Here is a 19,571-nt window from a genome sequence, read left to right as displayed (position 1 = left end):
TGCAAGATACCATCCTGCAGCTTTTTGTTTTACGGGAGGATCCATGACCCAGTATTCCGATCACCTCTCCCTCTGGCTCAGCGGCCTTGAGGGGGCAGACAAATACAAGGTCCTCAACAAGATCCTTGCGGACGATTGTGTCTTCTACAGCCCCGTCATGCACACTCCGCAAAAGGGAAAACAGCTGACCTTCCTCTATCTTGCGAGCGCGTTTACGGTGCTTTTGAAGGAGGGAAAGTTCAAATACTGCCGGATTCTCGAGCAAGGACAGGATGCCGTGCTGGAGTTTGAGACAGAGATCGACGGAATTCACATCAACGGCGTCGATATGATGACGTTCAACGAAGCTGGCCAAATCACTGAGTTCAAGGTCATGCTCCGGCCTCTTAAGGCCCTGGAGAAAGTTCGGGCTTTGATGATGGCAGAACTCGAAGCTGCGAAATCAGCCTAAAACCTGGCGGGAGCCTCAGCTGCGCGTCACGTCCGCAAACCGATTGCTTCGCAGAGCCAACCTGGTTTATCCAACCTTGGTGGCGGTTGCCAGGAAGTGACGCATATCCTCGCGCAGCGAACGCAGCTGGACTTCCTGAGCGTTAAGGGTTTCGGCTTCCACAAGAACGCGATCGCTGATCTGCTTGCTTTCCGCCGTGGCCGCCCGAACGTTTGCAATGCTGCTGCTGACTTCAGCAACACCAGAGGCGACTTCGTCAATGTTCTGAGCGATTTCGCCCGTGGCCGCGGCCTGCTCCTCGACCGACGACGCAATGGCCGTTGAAACCTTGTTGACCTGATCAATGGCAAGGCTGATCTCTTCACTGGCCGCTACGGCGTTCTTTGTTGCCCCCTGCAGACCGGAAATCTGGCCGTTGATCGTCTGCGTTGCTTCCGCTGTCTGACCAGCGAGCGCCTTGACTTCTTGAGCAACGATCGCAAACCCACGCCCATGCTCGCCGGCCCTTGCCGCCTCAATCGTCGCGTTCAACGCCAGAAGATTTGTCTGCGCAGCAATATCTGTAATCAACTGAACAACTTCGCCAATGTCCGAAGACATCTTCGCAAGGCTGCCAATTTCACGATTCATGGTCTCGGATTTGGAAACAGCCCCTTCTGCCGTTTCCGACGCGGAGTAAACTTGGCGATTGATTTCTTTTACCGAGCTGGCAAGTTCTTCCGTTGCCGACGACACGCTTTGCATGTTCGCCGAAGTCTGCTCTGCCGCTGAAGCAACCACGGTGGACTGTTCGTTGACAGTCGCGCTGGCCGCAGCAACCCCCGTTGAAACAGTGTTCAGCTCCTGAACGGAATGCGTAACAGTCTCGACCACGTCCTTGAGCCGGGTTTCGAACTGTTCAGCAAGATCGCAGAAGGCGTCGTGCTTTTCCTTAATCGCAACGGTCGCCTTGTTGATGCTGTTGGCGGCACTTGCGAACCCGCCAACCATGCCGGTTTCAGAGATCATGCGGAAATGCTGATTGCGCCCGACATAATCGAGGCAGGCTTTCGATTCACGCAAGTAGGCGTCGGTGCGGTCGATCAGGAGATTGATGGCATGCATAAGTTCTGCCGCCTCTCCGGTTTCGGTAATTCCGGTGATACGGGCTTCGAAATCACCCGCAGCTACCGCCTTGCACACCTTGGTCGCCTTGCGCAGTGACGCCTTGCTCAATCCACCGATCATCTGCCTATTCCCAAACCTATTCCTAGCCGGACGCCTGCCTGAAGGCTGCTCCGGTGATTAAGCCGCCTTACCCAGTGTCGCGACAAACTCGTCGTAAGCGATCCCATGCTGCTCAAGCAGCCCCAACACCATCTGCTCGCTGGCCAGCATGCCATCCTTACGGCTTGCATGACGCTTTTCTTCTTCAAGAAGCATCTTGTAGAGCGGAATGATGTGCTCGTTCACGATTGCCATGTCAGGAACGCGCCGGTTGGAATGATAGCTGATGATTTTGCCAGACGCGTCAAAACTCGGGGTCACATGGGCGTAAACCCAGTAGTGATCGCCATTCTTGCAACGGTTTACAACGTAGGCAAAGATCTCCTGACCGGCTTCGAGTGTGGACCACAACAGCTTGAATACACATCGAGGCATTTCAGGATGGCGGATCAGGCTATGAGGCTGCCCCAGAACTTCTTTTTCCGTGTAACCGGCAACGTCCAGAAAAACCCGATTGGCGTAGGTTATGCGGCCCTTGAGGTCCGTTTTGCTGACGATGACATCGTCTCTGTGAAACGTTCGCTCGCGTCCCGTTAGGAAGGCATTTTTTGGCACCGGAAAACCCCAGCTGCTACGTGCTGACCTTGTCAGCAGTCTGAAAAAACTGGCTCTGAGTATCTCCCGACTAAAATTAATTTTGAATAAATGAGGCGGTCACAATTGCCTCTATTCAGCAACAAGCAGTGTAAAAATTGTCGATACTCTGGATCATTCAGATGACCAGAACAAATTCTAAAAACCAAACGCCATTTCCCTTGGAATCCAGGATACTGAAACTTCCCTTGCGGGATAACTCGCGTAAAACGTTCAGTATTTTCCAGGTAAATAAAATGCATAATTTTTCCAATGCAGGTTTTGCGCAAACGGGTTTCGCGATAATGTGCACATAGACTCTGGACGCTGCGTACATATTGCGCACAGCTGACGCATGAACACAGTGGCTGATACGCCGGGGAACAGCGGTGACGGTATTCAAGAGGACTGGCGCTCAATTAGGCCTGCTGCTAACACTGATCTGCGGAATTGGTCTTGCTGTATTGGAGCGACCACTTTCAAAGCCTGCATTTGCACAAGCACCCCAAGCCGCCGACATGGTTCTGGGTATCGGGATTTGCCCGCCATGGCGGACACAATCGGTAGAGGTTTGCCGGAACAGTGTTCAAACCGTTCTGAAGGCATTTTCAGAACGGTTTGGTCTCTCCGAAGCGCGGCTTCACTTGATGTTAAATGAGGGTGCCTCCGCAGACAGCCTCAAGAAAACCGTCACGGCACTCGCCAACACACTAGGACCAGACGACCGGCTCATCATCTACGCCAACATACCGTCAATCTCCAATGCGGCCGCTGAGGCCGGCTTACCGAACCGTCAAATACTGCAACTTTGGGCGGACGAAAAACCGGAAAGCACAGAGCTTGCGATTGAAACAGGGACATGGATCTCCGCCCCCGCATTTGCAGCCATGCTCCATACCGTCCCGGTTGGCCAGGTGATCTTGATCCTGGATACCAGCAACTCGGACACGATCGATCCGGACCTTTTGGAAACACATGCGACAAATCTGGATGCCCGTCCCGAGGCGCTGGTGACTTCTGCCGGAGCCGGACAAATGGCAAACTATTCCGCTGACCGGACGATCGCCCTTTTCGCCAAACATCTGGCAGCGTCTCTATCAGCCACTGAGGGAACACTTGCCGACGTGATCAGGGCCGCTTCCGCCGGCACCCGGCAAGCCGCGATCCCGATATGCGTCGCCTTGAGAGAAAAGCAGTCGGACAGTCAAACCAACGAAAAAGACTGCACGCAGGTTCCTGAGATCCATGATCCGGCTGGCATATTGAGCACAATCGCAGTGCCTCCTTTGCCAGAAAACGAAGCGAACTGACGTTTCAAGCCATTAATCCAGACAGGCATCCCTTCAGAACAATCAGTGCTTTTACGATTTGGATTGGATCAACTGGCCAATTCTGCAGGCGGGATATCGTCACTGCCGAGTTCAGCGGCAAACCTGATCCGATCCAACGCCGCCAAAACAGCCTTGGGTGCAACCCGGACCAGCTTGTCGACTGGAACAGGTTTGCCAATCAAATACCCTTGCACTTCATGGCACCCCTGAGCTGCCAGCAGGCAGAGGTTTTCAGTGTCCTCTAAGCCTTCGGCAACGATCCGCATGTTAAGCGCCTTGCCCAGCCTTACGACAGCTTCGATAATCGCCAATGCGTTGTAGTTCTGCTGCGCTTCCAACACAAAGGACCGGTCGATCTTGATACAGTCGAAGGGGAAGCGGCTGAGATAACTGAGTGAGGAATACCCAACCCCAAAATCATCCAGGGCGATCTTTACGCCGATATCCTTCAGTTTCGTCAGAATGGAAAGTGCCCGTGCATCATCCTCGATCAGAGTGTTTTCGGTGATTTCAAGTTCAATCCGGTGGGCCGGAATCCCAGACACCAGAATGGCCCTTGCAACATCCTCAATGAAATCTTTGTCCCGAAACTGAACCGGACTGACATTCAAACTGATGTTGCCTGTGGGGATCTCCTGTGCTGCAACTGCAAGCGCCCGCTCAAGCACGAACTTACCGATCCCGATGATCTGGCCTGAGTTTTCCGCAACCGGAATAAACTCAACTGGGCTGACAAGCCCATGGTCCGGATGGTTCCAGCGGATCAACGCTTCATAGGAAACGATATTCCCCGTGGTGAGGTTCAGGCGCGGCTGAAAATAGAGCTCGAATTGGTCACCAGCGAGAGCCGCATTCAAATCCTTTTCCATTTCACGGCGCTGCCGCACCTCAGCCCCCATGCCCTTTCGGAACAGGCAATATGTCTGCCGTCCAGCGCTTTTGGCATTGTAGAGGGCAATATCGGCATTCGAAACAACCTGCTCCTCGCTTTGACCTGCCGCGATCATGGCAACCCCAATGCTGGCCCCTGGCTTCACAATTAGCCCGTGTCCGCAATTGACCGGCTCAGACAGAATGGCAACCAGACGGTGCGCCATGTCTTCCGCCTGATTGGCGAATGAAATCGACGTCTGGATAATGGCGAATTCATCCCCGCCCAAACGCGCCACAGTGTCACTGCCCCGGCAAGCGTTCAAAAGACGCTCAGCCGTGACACGAATGACCGCATCTCCGGCAGGATGACCATGCAGATCATTGATGTCTTTAAACTTGTCCAGATCAACAAGCAGCAGCGCGGCGCCCTGCCCGTTCTTTTCACAGCGGCGCAGTGTCTGCTGAAGTTCGGCATTGAAGACGGCCCTGTTTGGAAGATCAGTCAGGGGATCATGCTGCGCGAGATGAAGGATCTGCGCTTCCGCCTTTTTCCGCTCACGCAAATCAACAAGGGCTGACACACGGGTTGGAACACCCCGGTAGGCGATCACGCGGGTCCGGATCTCAACCGGCACCCGTTCGCCAGCGCGGTTGACGAATACGACCTCGCGCGGCTCCTTCTCCGCCTTGATCAGATGATCTTCCAGAGTTCCGGCAACATCGGTCTCCACAAACTCATAAAGACCGCGCATTTCTAGCTCGGAAATCGAATACCCGACGAGCTCTTCAAAGGTTTTGTTGCCGTCCAGGATGCGCCCATCGACCGAAATCACAATCGCATCGAAGGTGGCATTTGCGAGCGCAGACAGACGCTCTGCTTCTTCCTGGGTCCGTTTTGCATCAGCGACCCGGGACTGGGCCTGTTCCTGACTTTGGACAGTATCCATAAGCGCGTTGAACAACCGGGTTAGGCGCTCAGAATCTTCGCCTTTGGACACCTGAAGGCGCATGGAAAGATCGGCCTTTCCAGCAATCAGGCTGTCGAGCGCATCCTCAACATGTCCGATCCCGAGGCGTGTCCCATGCTCAGCCTCATTTAGACCGATGTCTTCAGCCTGCTGCGACAAACGCAGCGGGCTGCATTTGTTCAACACCGCAAGGAACAGGATGCTCACACCAAAACACCAGAAGAAGTTGGTCAAGATGCCTTGGAGTTGAACCAGAAGCTGAGGCACGCGCGCACCGAGCGGCAATGCCTCTGCAGGCGCCAAAACGGCCAGGCCAAGCGTTCCAATTACACCGGCAAATCCGTGAACGCTGATCGCGCCGACGGGATCATCCAGCCTGAAATACCGTTCGAGAATAAGCGCTCCGAAGAGCGCTGTTGCCCCCCCGGCAGCTCCAACCAAGAGCGCACCGCCGGGCGTCAGAATATGGCACCCTGCAGTTACTGCAACGAGCCCGCCGAGAAGCCCAGAAATAGAGTTTTCCGGTAAAACCACGCCATCCCGATACTTGCCGGCCAAATACCCAGCGGCAGTTCCGGCTGCGGCCGCCAAGACGGTGTTGGCGAAGATCTTGGGCACATCCCAGCTGGCAGCCAATGTTGAACCGCCATTGAATCCGAGCCAGCCGACGAAGAGAGCGACAGCACCGGTTGTCGCCAGAACAGAGCTGTGACCCTGAATACGATAAGGTCGGCCCTCGGCGTCAAACCGTCCGATCCGGGGACCGAGGATGATACATGCGGCCAATGCAATCCAGGCGCCGGTCCCGTGGACAACCGTTGACCCTGCAAAATCTACAAATCCGCGATCAGCAAGGAAAGCTTCGGCGTCCGGGAACAACACGCCGCCCCACGCCCAACGGGCAAAGACCGGGTAGATGACGGCTGCGGTTAAGACCGTGCACCAGACATAGGCCTGAAGCCGCATGCGTTCGGCAACTGCGCCGGAAATGATTGTCGCCGCCGTCCCGCAGAACATGACCTGGAAGGCGAACACGGTCAGAGCCCAAGGCGTAACGTCCGACAGCAAAAACAACCGATCATCGTAGCCGGCAAACCATGTGCCGCCTGCCCCAAACGCCACTGCAAATCCGAACACGGCAAAAATGATCACGCAAACAGCAAGATCCAGAAGATTTTTCTGCGCAACGTTGATGGAGTTCTTTGACCGGACCATGCCCGCTTCAAGCAGCATGAATCCGAGCTGCATCAGAAGAACCAGCCCTGCAGCAACCAGCACCCAGACCATATCAAGGCGCTGCTGCAAACTCTCCGAAGCTGCCTGCGCAGGCAGCAACATACCCGAAAAGAAAAAAACTCCACACCAAACAAGAGTTTCGAACTGAACCCGAAGCTTACGCATTGCAACCGCCCAAGAAACCTGAATGGGCGGCATGATCCCGCGCAATTTATTAATTATGCCTTGCAAATATTGCCGATGCCGACAAGTTCAGCACTCTGCTCAACTTTCATGCAATTACTTGGCTGCTGAATTTCTTATTCCAAGAAATTCATCACCTTCGCGGTCGTAGAGGAGTGTCGAACCAGCACAAGTCAATGGTTGATTTTAATTGAACATATGTTCAATATAAGAATTATGCATGAGCATACGGGAGGAGCGCATGGCGACACAGGCAGCGAACAATCGCCGGATTGACAGTTTGTTGGCGGAGTATGGCGAAAGCCACCAGAACGCGACCAACAAGTTCATTCACTGGATTTGTGTTCCCGTGATCGTCTGGACTGTCACCGCATTGCTCTGGAGTTTGCCGGTTCCGTCATGGTTCATTGCAGTGCCGCTTCTCAACTGGTCGACGTTGGTGATCTTGCTGGCGACGCTCTACTACCTAACCCTCTCCGTTCCACTTGCCTTTGGCATGGCCGTTATCGGGGCAATTTGCTCCGCCATCAATGCCAGCTACGGCCTACCGCTGCCGCTCTGGCAAACAGCGCTGGCTGTGTTCGTAGTCGCATGGATCGGGCAATTCATCGGACACAAGATCGAAGGCAAGAAACCGTCCTTTTTCAAGGACATTCAGTTCCTGCTGATCGGACCGGCGTGGCTCCTGCATTTTGTGTATCGCAAGGCCGGAATCAAATACTGACGTGAATGCGTTTCAGGCTAGCACGAGCGCTCGGAAGGCTGCGTAACAGCCGGCATCTCTGACGCTTCGGCTGCACGTATAGCAGGCCGCCCTCTCAAACGCTCGCCAAGCCAGGCGAAGTCTTCGCTGTCGGCACGGCGCAGAGACAAGTCCCGCTCCGGCATCATCGGAACAATGCCACCATCCGTTTGTTCACCAACGGCAAATCGGAACGCATAACCAGGTGTCAGACCCATCCGCAAGTCCGAGATGACCACCTTGCCGTCCACGAGTTCCGCGCGATTGAATCCGCGACTGAACCAATCGAGCTTTTGATAAGCGTCCGAGTTTTGAACGCAGGCAACGAGTTCAGGATGGCGCGAATGAGTGTAAATCTCCGGTTCCTGATCCCCGTCAAAGAGCGACAGGTAAAGGTTTTGATAGCGGTCTTCATCGAGACCGATCACTTTCCAAAGCGCAATATTAAACGGCGCTGCGATTGCGAAGATCTTTTCGGGAACCTCTCCCTGGCTGGCGAAGATCTGCTCCGCTCTTTGCTCGACATAGGCTTGAATTCCGACCGACAACAGCATGTACGCGCTGGTCGCAACCAAAACGCCGCCGACCCACCGCCCAAATCTCTGTGTCCAGTCGCTTTTGAAAAACGCCCAAACCACGACAAACAGGAGCGGCAGCGAGTAGATCGGATCGATGATGAACACCGATCCTACACCCACAGGATCTGGATAGATCGGCCAGAAAATGCGTGTTCCGTAGACCGTCATTGCATCAATCATCGCATGGGTCGCGAAACACAGATAAACCGTCAGGTAGGTCAGCCAGCGATGGTCTCTCAAGCCCTTAAAGAGGCGAACGAGCAACTCTCCGAAAACCGGTGCAGCAAGCGCATGAACAAACACGGAGTGCGTCCATCCACGGTGATAGACAAAGCTGTCGACTGGGTCGGCGAACGGGATGAGAACATCCAAGTCCGGAACGGTGCCTAATAGACCACCAACAAGCGCTGCTTTCCTTGGACCGATTTTCTTGCCAAGACACGCCGTTGAAACAGCTGCGCCCAGTACGAATTGGGTGATTGAATCCATGAAGGGGTCCGGGTGGCCTAAGCGGTCGTTGGTGGTTTTACCATAAGTGGGTCAATAGTTTGCCGATGCAAGAAGTACGTAGCACATCGCACAAAAGATCACGTTGGGCGCACACTGTGGTCTGGCAAATGATTGTATCGTTGCTAAGGACGGGCACCCGGCGCGCCGCCCTTCTCGCTCTCGTTAAGGCAGAGCAACCGAGAACATCAAAGAGACCGTAGTTCATTCAATCAATGGATCTGCCCTTCGTTTCAGCGGAATAGAAACCAGCAATTCGGCGGAAAACAGCTGTGTACCGTTAGGTATTTGCCAACCCTTTCCATGTAAAAAATGACATAAGCGGTTTAGTTGCGTTATTATATTACTTCCATTTAAAATTTAGAACGCGATCCAATAGCCGGAAAGCAGCATGACACTGGATACGCCGACACTACTGATCGCATTGGCAGCAGCGGAATTTGCAAGTGCGCTGATTTTGCTGGCGTTTCTTGTGAGTTTGAAGAAAGCCAACCGGGCAACACGCTTGGCATTTGCCATCTATGCACCTGCCATGTTCTTGGTCGCGTGTGGAACTGTTCTCGTTGCCTTCCGGTCCGAGGTCTCAGCATTCTGGAGCATCACGTTTGCTAACGCTTTGGTATTGCTCGGCTTTGCTTTGCGCCCGGAAGCCATTGCGGTTTTTTATGGTCGTCCGGTACGCGGCTGGATGCTACTTGCGGCCCTCAGTGGCTGGTTGGTCATTTGCTTGGTTCCAGACTTTTTTGGCTCGTTTTCAATCAGGCTGATTTTCATCCAATCGATGCTTCTAGGAGCCGCAATGTACTCCGTATGGCGTGTTTTCAGGTTAAACGCGGAACACCTGTCATCGGTAAGGTTGTTCACGATCGGCAGTTTTCTCGAAGCATCCGCCTACCTGATGACGATTGGAAGCCAGCTCATCTACCAGCACGAATCCCTTAAGGTCTTTGCAAATCCCATACAGCCACTGGCCTATTTGGTGCTGTTGATGGTGGCGATTGTCATTGTGTCGGCCTCCTTTGTCGCGATGGCCATTGAACGCATCCAGGTCCGGTTTGAAAAGCAGGCCTTGACCGACAGTCTGACAGGTCTTGCAAACAGGCGTGCGTTCATAAGGGCGGCTGAACGCTGGTTCTCATCAACGAACCAGACTCAGGCCTTTACTCTCATCCTGATCGATATTGATCATTTCAAGTCGATCAACGACCAGTTTGGACATACTGCCGGTGATCGCGTGCTTGCCTCCTTTGGGACTGCCATGAAATCGATCTTTCCTCGCGCAATCCCCCCAGGGCGGATCGGCGGCGAGGAATTCGCTGTGCTTTTGCCGCAAACAGAAAAAGCAGATGCCGTCCATCTTCTTGGCAGACTGCGCGAAGTCATTTCGCATTGCGCGATTTGTCCAAGGTCGGACGTTTCGGGAATTACAGTCAGTGCCGGTCTCATCACTGCGACGACAAGCCAAGACTTCGAAGAGACCTTTGATCACGCCGATCAGCTGCTCTACAAAGCCAAAAAAACCGGCCGCAATCGGCATGTCGCTCTCGACAAGACTGCTCCTTCTGACGAGCTGACGATAGTGAATTCGCCGAACCAGCCGCGCGGCCTGGTCGCGACCTCATAACGCAAAACCTGTAATCCCTTAGAAACAACAGACACGACGTTTAAGGCCACGGAAACTCCCAAAACAACAGTCCTTTGTTAATATTGGCGAGGACATGTGGTGACCCGTAGTGTATAGATTCGATACCTTCCGTTTTCGTAACATTCATTGATTCAGACTTTCCCGCCATGAACCTGGACGTCAAAACTCTCTTTACGGTTGTTACTCTGGCCTATCTGATCGGCGCGGTCGTCATGACTGTTTTATCGATCGCAATGCGGTCCGCTCCGAAATCCGTTCGGTTTGGTTGGGGGCTTTGGGGAATTTGCCTCTTCTTGTCCGCGGCGGCGGCAATAATGATCAGTCAACGCGGTGCCATTCCAGATGCGCTCAGTATCATTGTGGCAAACGCCCTCCTGACCATCGGGTTCGGTCTGAGGCCAAGTGCCATTGCACTCTTGAACGGCAGAAAGATGCAGTACCTGTGGCTGCCGGTCGCAGGAGCACTTGGATGGCTGGGCCTTTATGCTTTTGAGTTCTTCCGCGAGGACATTCTTTTGCGGATCATTTACATCAACGGCTTTTGCCTGCTCGGCGTTTTGCTCTGTGTTCGGGAAAGCATCCGGTTGAACCATCACAGGGTCAGCAGTTGGTTTCTAACGATTGCGTTCTCGATGGATGCCGCCGTCAGGATCAGCCTGATCGGCGCGCATTTGCAAAAACACTACCCGACCCTGCTTGAGTCCTACGAAACTCTGCCTCTTCAGCTCTGTTTCCTTGCTCTGATCACGGCAATCGTCTTGAAGTTGGTCGGGATCACGATGTCAATCTTCGAGATGCAGCGGCATCAGTATCGCGAAGAAGCGGAAAAAGATCCGCAAACGGGTTTGCTCAATCAGCGTGGTTTCATGCGCGCTACATCGCAACATCACGAACAATTGGCCCCGACATCCGCCCCATATGCGCTGGTCCTGATGGACATTGACGAGCTCAGGCAGATCGAAGAGCGTTATGGTGCAACCATGCGCGACGCCTTGCAAAAACTCTTCGCGAAAATCTCCGGTTCCACATTGCCCTCAACTGCGGTTGCGGGTCACTTGCCAACCGGCCAGATCGTTGTGTTCATGCCCTTATCCGATGGTGTTGAGGCGAACTCCTACGCGCGCCGGATTTCGAAAATGCTCGTTACGGAGAGCCAGTCGGCATCAGGTAACAAGTTTTCCGCACGGTTGAGCGCCGGGATTTTTGCCGGCACCGCCGACACCGGTATTCAGCGTGCGATTGAAATCGCCGGTATTTGCCTGCGCCAAGCGCGGCAAGACGATCACAGCAATATCATGACGCATTACGCGGCAACCGGAGCCCCAGTTGCGGCGACAATCGACGAGACACCCTTCGCCCGCCGCCAGAAGCAAGAAGTCTTGGATCCGGCGCAGTAAACCTCCAACCGTTCGTCACAACGGCAGAACGTTAGTCGTCCTCGATCTTGATCACCGTGCCGCTGGTTCGATCGACATCGATCTCATAGTCCGCGCCATCAAAGGTAACTTCGACTTCGATCTTGCTGCGTGAAACGTCAATCTCGCAAATAGTGTAACCCTTGTCCTCAAGCTGGGCGGCGATCTCGGACACTTTGGTCCCAAGCGTATCGCCCACGGCAACAGCTGCGAGTGCAGATCCTGCCGCCAACATTGCTGCGGTCCCGAGAGCGGCCCCAGCCACCCAACTCTTCATATTTGTCATATCGATATCCATAACTCTTGTTTCATCGAAACCTAGAGATGGGGGCTCAATTGCGGCTCCGGGGTGGCGTTTGCATTAAGCTTTGGTCATCTCCCGCAAGGGTCGGATCTCGCGCAGAACAAAAGAAGCCGGTGCAGCTGTCTGCACCGGCTTCTTTCGGGCCGCCCTGGATTTTGTGGATGCCGGGCAGCCGGACCTTACTGCCTACTCAGCAGCAACTGCGCTCTCCGCAAGGCTTGGGTAATCCACGTAGCCCTTTTCGCCGCCGCCGTAGAGTGTATCCGGATCCAGCGGGTTGAGCGGGGCGTTCTTTTCAAGACGCTCCACAAGGTCCGGGTTGGAGATGAACGGACGGCCAATCGCAACAAGGTCCAGGTCACCGCTGTCCACAGCCGCAATTGCCATGTCACGGTCATAACCATTGTTGCCCATCTTGGCGCCGTCAAACAACTCATAAAGCGCTGCCAAATCTCCGCCCTCCGGGACGTCCCGCGGTCCACCGGTCTGGCCTTCCACCAGATGCAGATAGGCAAGGCCGTAGCCATTCAACTGTTTGATCACATGGCTGAAGATCGCCTGTGGGTTACTTTCTGTAATGTTGTTTGCGTTAGAGAACGGGCTCAAACGGATCCCCACACGGTCCGCGCTCCAGGCCCCGGTCACCGCATCGACAACTTCCTTGAGGAAGCGCGTGCGGTTTTCGATGGAGCCTCCGTAATCGTCGGTGCGCTGGTTTGCGCCATCTTTCAGGAACTGGTCTATCAAGTATCCGTTCGCTGCGTGGATTTCTACGCCATCGAACCCGGCAGCCTTCGCGCTCAAGGTTGCTTTCCGGTAGTCTTCAACGATACCGGCGATTTCATCTGCTTCCAGCGCCCGCGGTGTCGTGGTTTCGATAAAGCTGGTGCCATCGAACGACTTCGAGGCTGCAGAAATTGCGGATGGCGCGACCGGGTCTGCCCCGCCCGGCTGCAGAACGGGATGGGAAATCCGGCCCACATGCCAAAGCTGGATGACGATCTTGCCGCCTTTGGCATGAACCGCGTCTGTGACTTTCTTCCAGCCTTCGATTTGGGCATCCGAATAGATGCCCGGGGTCCAGGCATAGCCCTTGCCCTGCGGTGAAATTTGGGAAGCTTCGGAAATGATCAAACCGGCTCCTGCGCGCTGCGCGTAATACTTGGCATGAAGCTCATATGGCGCATCATCCTCCGCACGTGCCCGGTTGCGGGTCAGCGGCGCCATCACGATCCGGTTTTTCAGATCAATGGCTCCCGCCTTGGCCGGGGAAAACAGTTTGGTGTCGGACATCACGTTTCCTTTTCAACGATATCGACGGTTGGAACTGACATTTGTGGAATGATCAGTCCATATTTAGTCCCAAGACTCCTCCGATGGGATTTGAGACAAATAGGTTAGTCTGGGCTCAGGACAGATTTGGCCTGAGCAAGTGTCTTGGCGATCCGTTCAGCCGGAACCCCGGCTTTCCTTAATGCCAGTGTCCCAATGGCCAGCGACGCATAGGCACTGGCTTGGTCACGCGCTGTGTCCGGATTGTCCGGATCAATCGCTCTTGCAATGATTTCCTCGATCGATTCCAGGTGGCGACGGCCGATGGTTGCCACCTGCTGATCATGCGGTGCAAGTTCGGTAATGCAGTTGATCAGCATGCATCCGCGGGACCCGCCCTCAGGGTCCGCCAACGCTTTGACCATTGCACCGACAGGGTCATCGCCCGATGTGTCGGCAACGTCCTGCAGGTTGTCCAGGGCCTTTTGGGAATATTGCAGCAACGCACGTTGGAACAACGCCTGCTTGCTGCCGAATGTGCCATAAAAACTTGACCTGCTCAGGCCCATGGCCTTCGTCAGATCATCAAGCGACGCAGCCTCAAATCCCTTTTGCCAAAAGACATTGAGCGCGGTCTCAAGGGCCTTCGATTCATCGAACTCCCGCGGCCGCCCCGGCCCCGGCGCACGCCCGCCGGAGCTTGGTCCATTTGGTTTTTGAATGTCTGCTGTGTCACTCATGAACCGGATATGGACTGCTCATTCCGGAATTACAAGACGCATCAAAAATATTTCGGACTGCACAGTCCGGAAAGAGTATCCGAACTTGGCACAGGGCCCTACCCTGACCCCGCCCTACATCCGGCACGAGCCAGAATAGGCGTCGCCGACATCATCAAAAATCCGGGCGGTGGCCTCCATTTCGTAGAGTGTGCTTGTTCGGCGCACCCCTTCCACAAGATAGAAGTCCTGGATCGGGAACTGGTTGTCATTGAAACGGAAATCGCCCCGCACGCTCTCAAAGGGCGCTGCATTCATGGCAGAAATCAGCGTTTCCGTATCTTTGATTCCACCCGTGAGCTCCAGCGAGAAATGAAGAAACTTGGCCGCATCATAGCCTTGGGCGGCATAAACGGACGGCTGGTAGCCATAGGTCCGCTGAAACTCGCGCATGAAACGCTTGTTAGCCGGATTATCGAGGTTGGGCGCCCAGGTCGACGCAGACATCAAGCCCTCGGCAGTCTCGGCCAAGTACGGCAAAGAAACGCCATTGATGGTCTTGGCGGACAGGAACGGAATGGCCCCCTTCAGCCCGGAGGTGTGAAACTGACGCACCAGCTCAACGCCCATTCCGGACGGCATGAAGGCGTAAATGGCATCCGGGCTGATTTCATCGATCTGAGCAAATTCGCCGGAAAAATCGGTTTGTCCAAGGCGTGGGAAAAGTTCGCGCGCAATCTGGCCCTTGAAATGCCGCTGAAAGGCTGCGAGGGCATCCCGGGCGGCCTCATAGTCCGGCGCGATCGTGACCACCCTCTGATAGCCCTTCAAGCTTGCAAACCGGCCCATTGTTTCATGGACCTGATCATCTTGCGACGCAGTTGAATAGAAATACCTACTGCAGGTCCGCCCAGCGATTGGCGCCGGCCCGGAACTGGTCCCGATGAACAGCGTTCGACTGCGCACAACAGGATCATGTACCGCCAGCATCACTCTGGAAAAATTGACGCCAACCAGCACATCAATGCCGTTGACTTCGATGAGCTCTGTAACCTTTTCAACGGCGTAATCAGGGTCCAGCTTGTCGTCGGTGATAAGTACGTTTGTTTCCAGGCCGCCTAGGGCTCCGTTCGATTGATTGACAGCGAGCATGAAGCCATCGCGCATGTGCTCCCCGTAAATCGCTGCCGGCCCCGACAAGGTCGCCATGAAGCCAACCGTCAATTTGGGTGTTTCCTGCGCATATCCGGGAACAGCGGCCATGAAGGCGCTGCAGAGAACCGCTCCGGCCAGGCGTTTGAACCGCGCGCGCACATTTTTCATCGTGTTTTGCCCATTCCTGACATGACCTCAGCGCCTGAAAAGATGGACAGATTGCCCGATCAAGCACCACTCACCCGGCGTCCAGTGTGCCAGCCACAGGTTATGTATTTGCAAACGCCTCGAACCTTATGGGGTTGCAACCCATCGCGAGAATTGCCGGAAATTTCCGCAGAGCCGCCGCAATCCAGCCCGCATGACGGCGCATTGGCCGGGCTTATTGGGCAGGTCTCCAACATGGCGATCGCTCCGCGCGTGCCAAACCGCAAACTCATGGAGGGCTCAATGGTAAAAGTAACTGCCCAAACCAACTCTTGCGAACCTCAGTCTGAGGGCACACCGGACAATGCAACACAAGAAACGCAAGACACAATAACCACGACAACAACTGCAAACGCTGCCACCGAAGACAATCAAAACGACCCCAGCGCCCTGGCGGCTCGCATTCTGCAATTGAGTGCAGATTTTGAAACAAAGATGCCTCAGCGGCCTAAAAAGCCGGCACTGAAGGGATCGGATGAGACTCCCTTGGATATGCCGGAGGTTCTGACCGCAGATCCAATGGATGACTGGACACCGCGTCCAAGACGGCGACGTGTGAGCCGCGCCTTGCCCGTTCAGTATGGACCGTCATTCAAAGCGCTGGCAGTGAGTACGGTTCTGCTCGCTCTTGCAGGTACTGGTGCCATTGCGCTTGGCTTGCAGGATTTTATGGTGGGGAGTGATCCGGATGTCGTCCAGGTCGAAACCCAAACAATAACAGCAGTGTCCAAGGGGGGGCTCACAAATTCGGTTTCGAATACTCCGTCTACCGTTGCGTCACCGGAAACCCCAACGACCTTCACAAAGGCGCAGGACCGAATCCATCAGGCCTTTGCGGAAACAGAGACAAACGCCGACACACCAACGAATGAGTTGGCGAACCGGGCGATGGCGTCTTTGGATCGGGCCGCGATTGCGCGAAGCGTAGCAAGTTCTGAAACAACAGCTGCGCGGACAGTGTCAGCAAGACGGACTACAGAAACAGCTCCACAGGCCCTTTCAACGTCCGAACTGCGGCAAGCAGCTGGAACGCCGCTCGCGCCGTCTGTTTCGAACGAAAAAACGACCGGAACGATCAAGGCTTCTGTCAATCTGCGCGCAACGGGAACAAAGAACGGCAAAATCATCGGGATTGTGCCTGAAGGTTCAGAAGTCAGCTTCAACGACTGTGGAAAATGGTGGTGTGAAGTCGTTCACGACGGCAAGACGGGCTTTGTCGGCCAAAAATTTGTCGACAGGTAACGTGTCCAATGGGCAACGCTGCGAGTAGAAGCTTGTTAAGGCGTTGCCCTTAAACTCAATTCCCGGATTCAAAAGCGGGAGGCCTCGGCATGCGAACCACTTTCAGTCGCACTCTTTCCCACAGCGCACTTGTGGCGCCGCTTCTGCTGTTTACTGTCTCTCCTTCCAAGGCAGATGGCACAGACTGTGTGGTGTACGCAACGGATTATGCCAACGCACACGTTGGAAGCGGTGACATGGTCGGTGATGCTGTTTCGGGTGGCATGACCGGTGCTGTTGTCGGTGGGCAATGGAACCCGTTGACCGGGGGCGCTGCCCGCGGCGCACGCACAGGCGCCGCCCTTGGTGTGTTGAACAATCTCGGCTCTGTTCCTCAAGGCTGGCAAGCGCTTTACGATATGGCTTACCAAATCTGCACACAGCAGAATTCTGGTGCTAGCGCAGCTCCTTATGGTGCAGGTGTTATGCCCAACTGCCGATCAAGCGCTAGCGTCGACGGTCCATCAGAAAGGTCTCCCGACGGTGGTTTGATGGTCGGCTCGGGCGGCCGGAACTGCCGCTAACCAGTGCTGACCGCTGCGTCTTTCGTGGATGAAACAGGGCCTCTTTCTGGAAACGGTTGACCTTGCCAGCAAAGCACACTCAACTGATCGCAATTTTGTGCAAAGAAGCATCCTCAATTGATCGTTGACGACAGGACTGGTTCATGACCCGCCACCCTTTTCCATTGAAGACATTTGCAACTGCCGCGCTGACGGGCCTGGCGTTTCTGACCGCCCCGGCTGCAGCCCAACAATGTGGCGGTGACTTTCAAACATTTCTTGCCGGCGTGAAACAGGAAGCCGTTGCCAAAGGCCTGTCCGAAAGCGCCGCAGATCAGACACTCTCTGGTGCGCAGATTGACCGAAAGGTCCTGTCGCGCGACCGGGCGCAGGGCGTCTTCAAGATGACGTTCCTGGATTTTTCCAAGCGCGTGATCTCAAGCTACCGGATGAAAAACGGTGCTGCCAACATGCAAAAATACGCCAGTGTGTTTGACCGTGTTGAGCGCGAATATGGTGTTCCAGCGCCTGTCATCACCGCTTTTTGGGCACTTGAAACCGACTTTGGCGCAGTTCAAGGTGACTTCAATACGGTCAACGCGCTCGCCACGCTCGCACACGATTGCCGCCGGCCTGAACTCTTCAGGCCTCAGTTGATTGCTGCGATCGAGATGGTTCAGCACGGAGATCTGGACCCACGGAACACCACGGGAGCCTGGGCGGGCGAAATCGGCATGGTTCAAATGCTGCCCGAAGACATCATCAAGTTCGGCAAGGACGCTGATGGAGACGGCCATGTCCGGCTCAAAGCCAGCGCCCCTGACGCGATCCTGACAGCCGGTGCCTTCATCAATTATCTGGGATGGCGTGACGGCGAACCTTGGTTGCAGGAAGTCACCGTTCCTGAAAACCTGAACTGGGCCGAAACGGGCCTTGGCAAAACGAAGTCTGGCAACGACTGGGCCGCGCTGGGGGTTCAGCCGCGCTGGGGCCAGATTTCGGGGAACTTGCCTGCATCTCTTCTGCTACCACAAGGCCGCAAGGGGCCGGCCTTTCTGGCGTATCCGAACTACAACATTTACTTGGAGTGGAACCAGTCGTTCATCTACACGACGTCCGCCGCCTACTTCGCGACACGGCTTGCCGGTGCCCCGCGCTACGATGCCGGTAATCCGGACCAAGGCCTGAACGATGCTCAAATGAAGCAGCTGCAGACCAAGCTGAGCGCATTGGGATACGACGTCGGCAAGATCGACGGGATTTTGGGCGCCGGAACGCGCGGTGCAGTCCAGCAGGTCCAGCAACAGCTCGGCATGCCTGCCGATGCCTGGCCGACCCCCGCCCTGTTGAACAGACTCTGATGCCCGCTCCAACCGCTGCCACCTATCTGTTCCTCGCTGCGGCCATCACCGCCGAGGTCATCGCAACATCGGCCTTGGCCAGAACCGAGAATTTTACCCGGTTCTGGCCAAGCATCATCACGATTGTCGGCTACGGAATTTCGTTCTGGTGTCTGTCCCATCCGATCCGCGTCCTGCCCACCGGTATTGTCTATGCGGTCTGGTCCGGCGCCGGGATTGTGCTGATCACCATGGTCGCCTGGCTGGTCTTCGGCCAGAAATTGGACCTGCCTGCGGTTCTCGGCCTCGGCCTGATCATAGCCGGCGTGATCGTAATCAACGTTTTCTCAAAGTCTGTCGGGCACTGAGCCACCAACCAGAGATTGACATGAGCCGGCGCCCAACCCACTCTAGTCTTGTTCTATGCCGGAGGGGGAAACCGCCATGGACCAGGATGGTGCAAATAAGGATCTGATCGTCCGCGGGCTGGTGACGGTCGCCGCGTTGGCTATGGTCGCTGTGAGCATCGTTTATCCAGACAAGATCACCACCGAAGCACTCGTGTTTTGCGGTATCGCCGTTTTGCCTTGGGCGGGATCCTTCGTGAAGTCTTTCAAAGTCGGCAAGGACGGTCTGGAGGCCGAACTGCAGGAACTCCAGCGGGAGCTGCACCAGACCAGCGATACCGTCTCCGCCATCATCGAAACGACCGCGGAAACCGAGGAACCTCCAGCTGTCACACCAGAGCATTCGACGCTATTGGAAACCAGCGCGCCAGACCTCATCGATGAGAAGTGGCGGAAAATCCTGAGTGCATTGGTGAGTGACAAATACAATTTCCGAACAGCGACCGGAATTGCGAAATCGAGTGGCCTGAGTTTGAGCCAGGTTCGCAAGATCTTGCCCGAGTTGCGGGATGAAAACCTTGTCCGGGAATTGAGCCGGACATCCCAAAGCCGTCAGCTTGGAAAAACACAGCCGCTGTGGGGTATCACAGCGGCTGGTCGTCATTTGATCTGATT

General features: G+C 55.1%; 18 protein-coding genes. 10 read left to right on the top strand and 8 right to left on the bottom strand.

Features of this window, described 5'->3' with window-relative positions:
- Nucleotides 1-43 precede the first annotated feature (43 nt).
- Entirely contained in the window at nucleotides 44-451 is a 408-nt protein-coding gene (locus tag ACVDG4_RS01540; protein WP_447233769.1) for a nuclear transport factor 2-like protein, read from the top strand.
- Between the two features lie 66 nt (nucleotides 452-517).
- Here ACVDG4_RS01540 and ACVDG4_RS01535 read toward each other — a convergent pair whose 3' ends face one another.
- The gene (locus tag ACVDG4_RS01535; RefSeq protein ID WP_447233768.1) at nucleotides 518-1,678 is read right to left on the bottom strand and encodes a methyl-accepting chemotaxis protein; all 1,161 of its coding nucleotides are present in this window, start codon (nucleotides 1,676-1,678) and stop codon (nucleotides 518-520) included.
- A 57-nt stretch (nucleotides 1,679-1,735) separates the two neighbouring features.
- Nucleotides 1,736-2,272 carry a PAS domain-containing protein gene (locus tag ACVDG4_RS01530; RefSeq protein WP_428524954.1) on the bottom strand — a complete coding sequence of 179 codons (537 nt, stop codon included), beginning with the start codon at nucleotides 2,270-2,272 and terminating at the stop codon, nucleotides 1,736-1,738.
- A 407-nt stretch (nucleotides 2,273-2,679) separates the two neighbouring features.
- Here ACVDG4_RS01530 and ACVDG4_RS01525 point away from each other — a divergent pair, with 407 nt between their 5' ends.
- The gene (locus tag ACVDG4_RS01525) at nucleotides 2,680-3,600 is read left to right on the top strand and encodes a hypothetical protein (protein ID WP_447233767.1); all 921 of its coding nucleotides are present in this window, start codon (nucleotides 2,680-2,682) and stop codon (nucleotides 3,598-3,600) included.
- 68 nt (nucleotides 3,601-3,668) lie between these two features.
- Here the strand turns inward: ACVDG4_RS01525 and amt are convergent, their stop codons facing one another.
- Nucleotides 3,669-6,863 (bottom strand): ammonium transporter, encoded by a 3,195-nt coding sequence (amt, locus tag ACVDG4_RS01520; protein WP_447233766.1) that lies wholly within the window; start codon nucleotides 6,861-6,863, stop codon nucleotides 3,669-3,671.
- Nucleotides 6,864-7,122: 259 nt separating this feature from the next.
- On the opposite strand from amt, the gene ACVDG4_RS01515 reads away from it, so the two are divergent.
- Nucleotides 7,123-7,605 carry an Mpo1 family 2-hydroxy fatty acid dioxygenase gene (locus ACVDG4_RS01515; RefSeq protein ID WP_447233765.1) on the top strand — a complete coding sequence of 161 codons (483 nt, stop codon included), beginning with the start codon at nucleotides 7,123-7,125 and terminating at the stop codon, nucleotides 7,603-7,605.
- Between the two features lie 17 nt (nucleotides 7,606-7,622).
- Here the strand turns inward: ACVDG4_RS01515 and ACVDG4_RS01510 are convergent, their stop codons facing one another.
- Nucleotides 7,623-8,690: a metal-dependent hydrolase gene (locus ACVDG4_RS01510; RefSeq protein ID WP_447233764.1), complete on the bottom strand. Its 1,068-nt coding sequence runs from the start codon at nucleotides 8,688-8,690 to the stop codon at nucleotides 7,623-7,625.
- A gap of 409 nt (nucleotides 8,691-9,099) precedes the next feature.
- Between ACVDG4_RS01510 and ACVDG4_RS01505 the strand changes: the two genes are divergently transcribed.
- Both ACVDG4_RS01505 and ACVDG4_RS01500 read left to right on the top strand, forming a co-directional pair.
- Entirely contained in the window at nucleotides 9,100-10,332 is a 1,233-nt protein-coding gene (locus tag ACVDG4_RS01505; protein ID WP_447233763.1) for a GGDEF domain-containing protein, read from the top strand.
- Between the two features lie 167 nt (nucleotides 10,333-10,499).
- Entirely contained in the window at nucleotides 10,500-11,750 is a 1,251-nt protein-coding gene (locus ACVDG4_RS01500) for a GGDEF domain-containing protein (RefSeq protein ID WP_447233762.1), read from the top strand.
- A 31-nt stretch (nucleotides 11,751-11,781) separates the two neighbouring features.
- Here ACVDG4_RS01500 and ACVDG4_RS01495 read toward each other — a convergent pair whose 3' ends face one another.
- The 4 genes from ACVDG4_RS01495 to ACVDG4_RS01480 form a co-directional block, all read right to left on the bottom strand.
- On the bottom strand, nucleotides 11,782-12,054 hold the full coding sequence (locus tag ACVDG4_RS01495; RefSeq protein ID WP_447233761.1) for a PepSY domain-containing protein: 273 nt from the start codon (nucleotides 12,052-12,054) through the stop codon (nucleotides 11,782-11,784).
- A gap of 204 nt (nucleotides 12,055-12,258) precedes the next feature.
- Entirely contained in the window at nucleotides 12,259-13,365 is a 1,107-nt protein-coding gene (locus tag ACVDG4_RS01490; RefSeq protein WP_447233760.1) for an alkene reductase, read from the bottom strand.
- A gap of 104 nt (nucleotides 13,366-13,469) precedes the next feature.
- Entirely contained in the window at nucleotides 13,470-14,084 is a 615-nt protein-coding gene (locus ACVDG4_RS01485) for a TetR/AcrR family transcriptional regulator (RefSeq protein WP_447233759.1), read from the bottom strand.
- Nucleotides 14,085-14,198: 114 nt separating this feature from the next.
- Nucleotides 14,199-15,386, bottom strand: coding sequence for an ABC transporter substrate-binding protein (locus tag ACVDG4_RS01480; RefSeq protein WP_209175018.1), 1,188 nt, complete (start codon nucleotides 15,384-15,386; stop codon nucleotides 14,199-14,201).
- Nucleotides 15,387-15,668: 282 nt separating this feature from the next.
- Between ACVDG4_RS01480 and ACVDG4_RS01475 the strand changes: the two genes are divergently transcribed.
- The 5 genes from ACVDG4_RS01475 to ACVDG4_RS01455 all read left to right on the top strand — a co-directional run bounded on the left by ACVDG4_RS01475 (nucleotide 15,669) and on the right by ACVDG4_RS01455 (nucleotide 19,569).
- Nucleotides 15,669-16,667: an SH3 domain-containing protein gene (locus ACVDG4_RS01475; protein WP_447233758.1), complete on the top strand. Its 999-nt coding sequence runs from the start codon at nucleotides 15,669-15,671 to the stop codon at nucleotides 16,665-16,667.
- Nucleotides 16,668-16,756: 89 nt separating this feature from the next.
- Nucleotides 16,757-17,230, top strand: a complete 474-nt coding sequence (locus tag ACVDG4_RS01470) for a hypothetical protein (protein WP_447233757.1) — start codon at nucleotides 16,757-16,759, stop codon at nucleotides 17,228-17,230.
- Between the two features lie 143 nt (nucleotides 17,231-17,373).
- Nucleotides 17,374-18,570, top strand: coding sequence for a lytic murein transglycosylase (locus ACVDG4_RS01465; RefSeq protein ID WP_447233756.1), 1,197 nt, complete (start codon nucleotides 17,374-17,376; stop codon nucleotides 18,568-18,570).
- Complete coding sequence (locus ACVDG4_RS01460; RefSeq protein ID WP_447233755.1) at nucleotides 18,570-18,917, top strand: SMR family transporter; 348 nt, start codon at nucleotides 18,570-18,572, stop codon at nucleotides 18,915-18,917. The genes ACVDG4_RS01465 and ACVDG4_RS01460 overlap by 1 nt, the downstream gene beginning before the upstream one ends.
- A gap of 76 nt (nucleotides 18,918-18,993) precedes the next feature.
- Nucleotides 18,994-19,569, top strand: coding sequence for a hypothetical protein (locus ACVDG4_RS01455; protein ID WP_447233754.1), 576 nt, complete (start codon nucleotides 18,994-18,996; stop codon nucleotides 19,567-19,569).
- Nucleotides 19,570-19,571: the final 2 nt, after the last annotated feature.

The organism is Roseibium sp. MB-4 (assembly GCF_053005265.1).
This window is presented reverse-complemented; position numbering and strand designations above follow the sequence as displayed.

Excerpts from the sequence above, each read along its gene's own strand:
- ACVDG4_RS01515 (WP_447233765.1), top strand. The coding sequence starts at position 7,123 with ATGGCGACACAGGCAGCGAACAATCGCCGGATTGACAGTTTGTTGGCG.
- ACVDG4_RS01540 (WP_447233769.1), top strand. The coding sequence starts at position 44 with ATGACCCAGTATTCCGATCACCTCTCCCTCTGGCTCAGCGGCCTTGAG.
- ACVDG4_RS01495 (WP_447233761.1), bottom strand. The coding sequence starts at position 12,054 with ATGACAAATATGAAGAGTTGGGTGGCTGGGGCCGCTCTCGGGACCGCA.
- amt (WP_447233766.1), bottom strand. The coding sequence starts at position 6,863 with ATGCGTAAGCTTCGGGTTCAGTTCGAAACTCTTGTTTGGTGTGGAGTT.
- ACVDG4_RS01500 (WP_447233762.1), top strand. The coding sequence starts at position 10,500 with ATGAACCTGGACGTCAAAACTCTCTTTACGGTTGTTACTCTGGCCTAT.
- ACVDG4_RS01480 (WP_209175018.1), bottom strand. The coding sequence starts at position 15,386 with ATGAAAAATGTGCGCGCGCGGTTCAAACGCCTGGCCGGAGCGGTTCTC.
- ACVDG4_RS01505 (WP_447233763.1), top strand. The coding sequence starts at position 9,100 with ATGACACTGGATACGCCGACACTACTGATCGCATTGGCAGCAGCGGAA.
- ACVDG4_RS01485 (WP_447233759.1), bottom strand. The coding sequence starts at position 14,084 with ATGAGTGACACAGCAGACATTCAAAAACCAAATGGACCAAGCTCCGGC.
- ACVDG4_RS01465 (WP_447233756.1), top strand. The coding sequence starts at position 17,374 with ATGACCCGCCACCCTTTTCCATTGAAGACATTTGCAACTGCCGCGCTG.
- ACVDG4_RS01535 (WP_447233768.1), bottom strand. The coding sequence starts at position 1,678 with ATGATCGGTGGATTGAGCAAGGCGTCACTGCGCAAGGCGACCAAGGTG.
- ACVDG4_RS01470 (WP_447233757.1), top strand. The coding sequence starts at position 16,757 with ATGCGAACCACTTTCAGTCGCACTCTTTCCCACAGCGCACTTGTGGCG.
- ACVDG4_RS01460 (WP_447233755.1), top strand. The coding sequence starts at position 18,570 with ATGCCCGCTCCAACCGCTGCCACCTATCTGTTCCTCGCTGCGGCCATC.
- ACVDG4_RS01455 (WP_447233754.1), top strand. The coding sequence starts at position 18,994 with ATGGACCAGGATGGTGCAAATAAGGATCTGATCGTCCGCGGGCTGGTG.
- ACVDG4_RS01490 (WP_447233760.1), bottom strand. The coding sequence starts at position 13,365 with ATGTCCGACACCAAACTGTTTTCCCCGGCCAAGGCGGGAGCCATTGAT.
- ACVDG4_RS01510 (WP_447233764.1), bottom strand. The coding sequence starts at position 8,690 with ATGGATTCAATCACCCAATTCGTACTGGGCGCAGCTGTTTCAACGGCG.
- ACVDG4_RS01475 (WP_447233758.1), top strand. The coding sequence starts at position 15,669 with ATGGTAAAAGTAACTGCCCAAACCAACTCTTGCGAACCTCAGTCTGAG.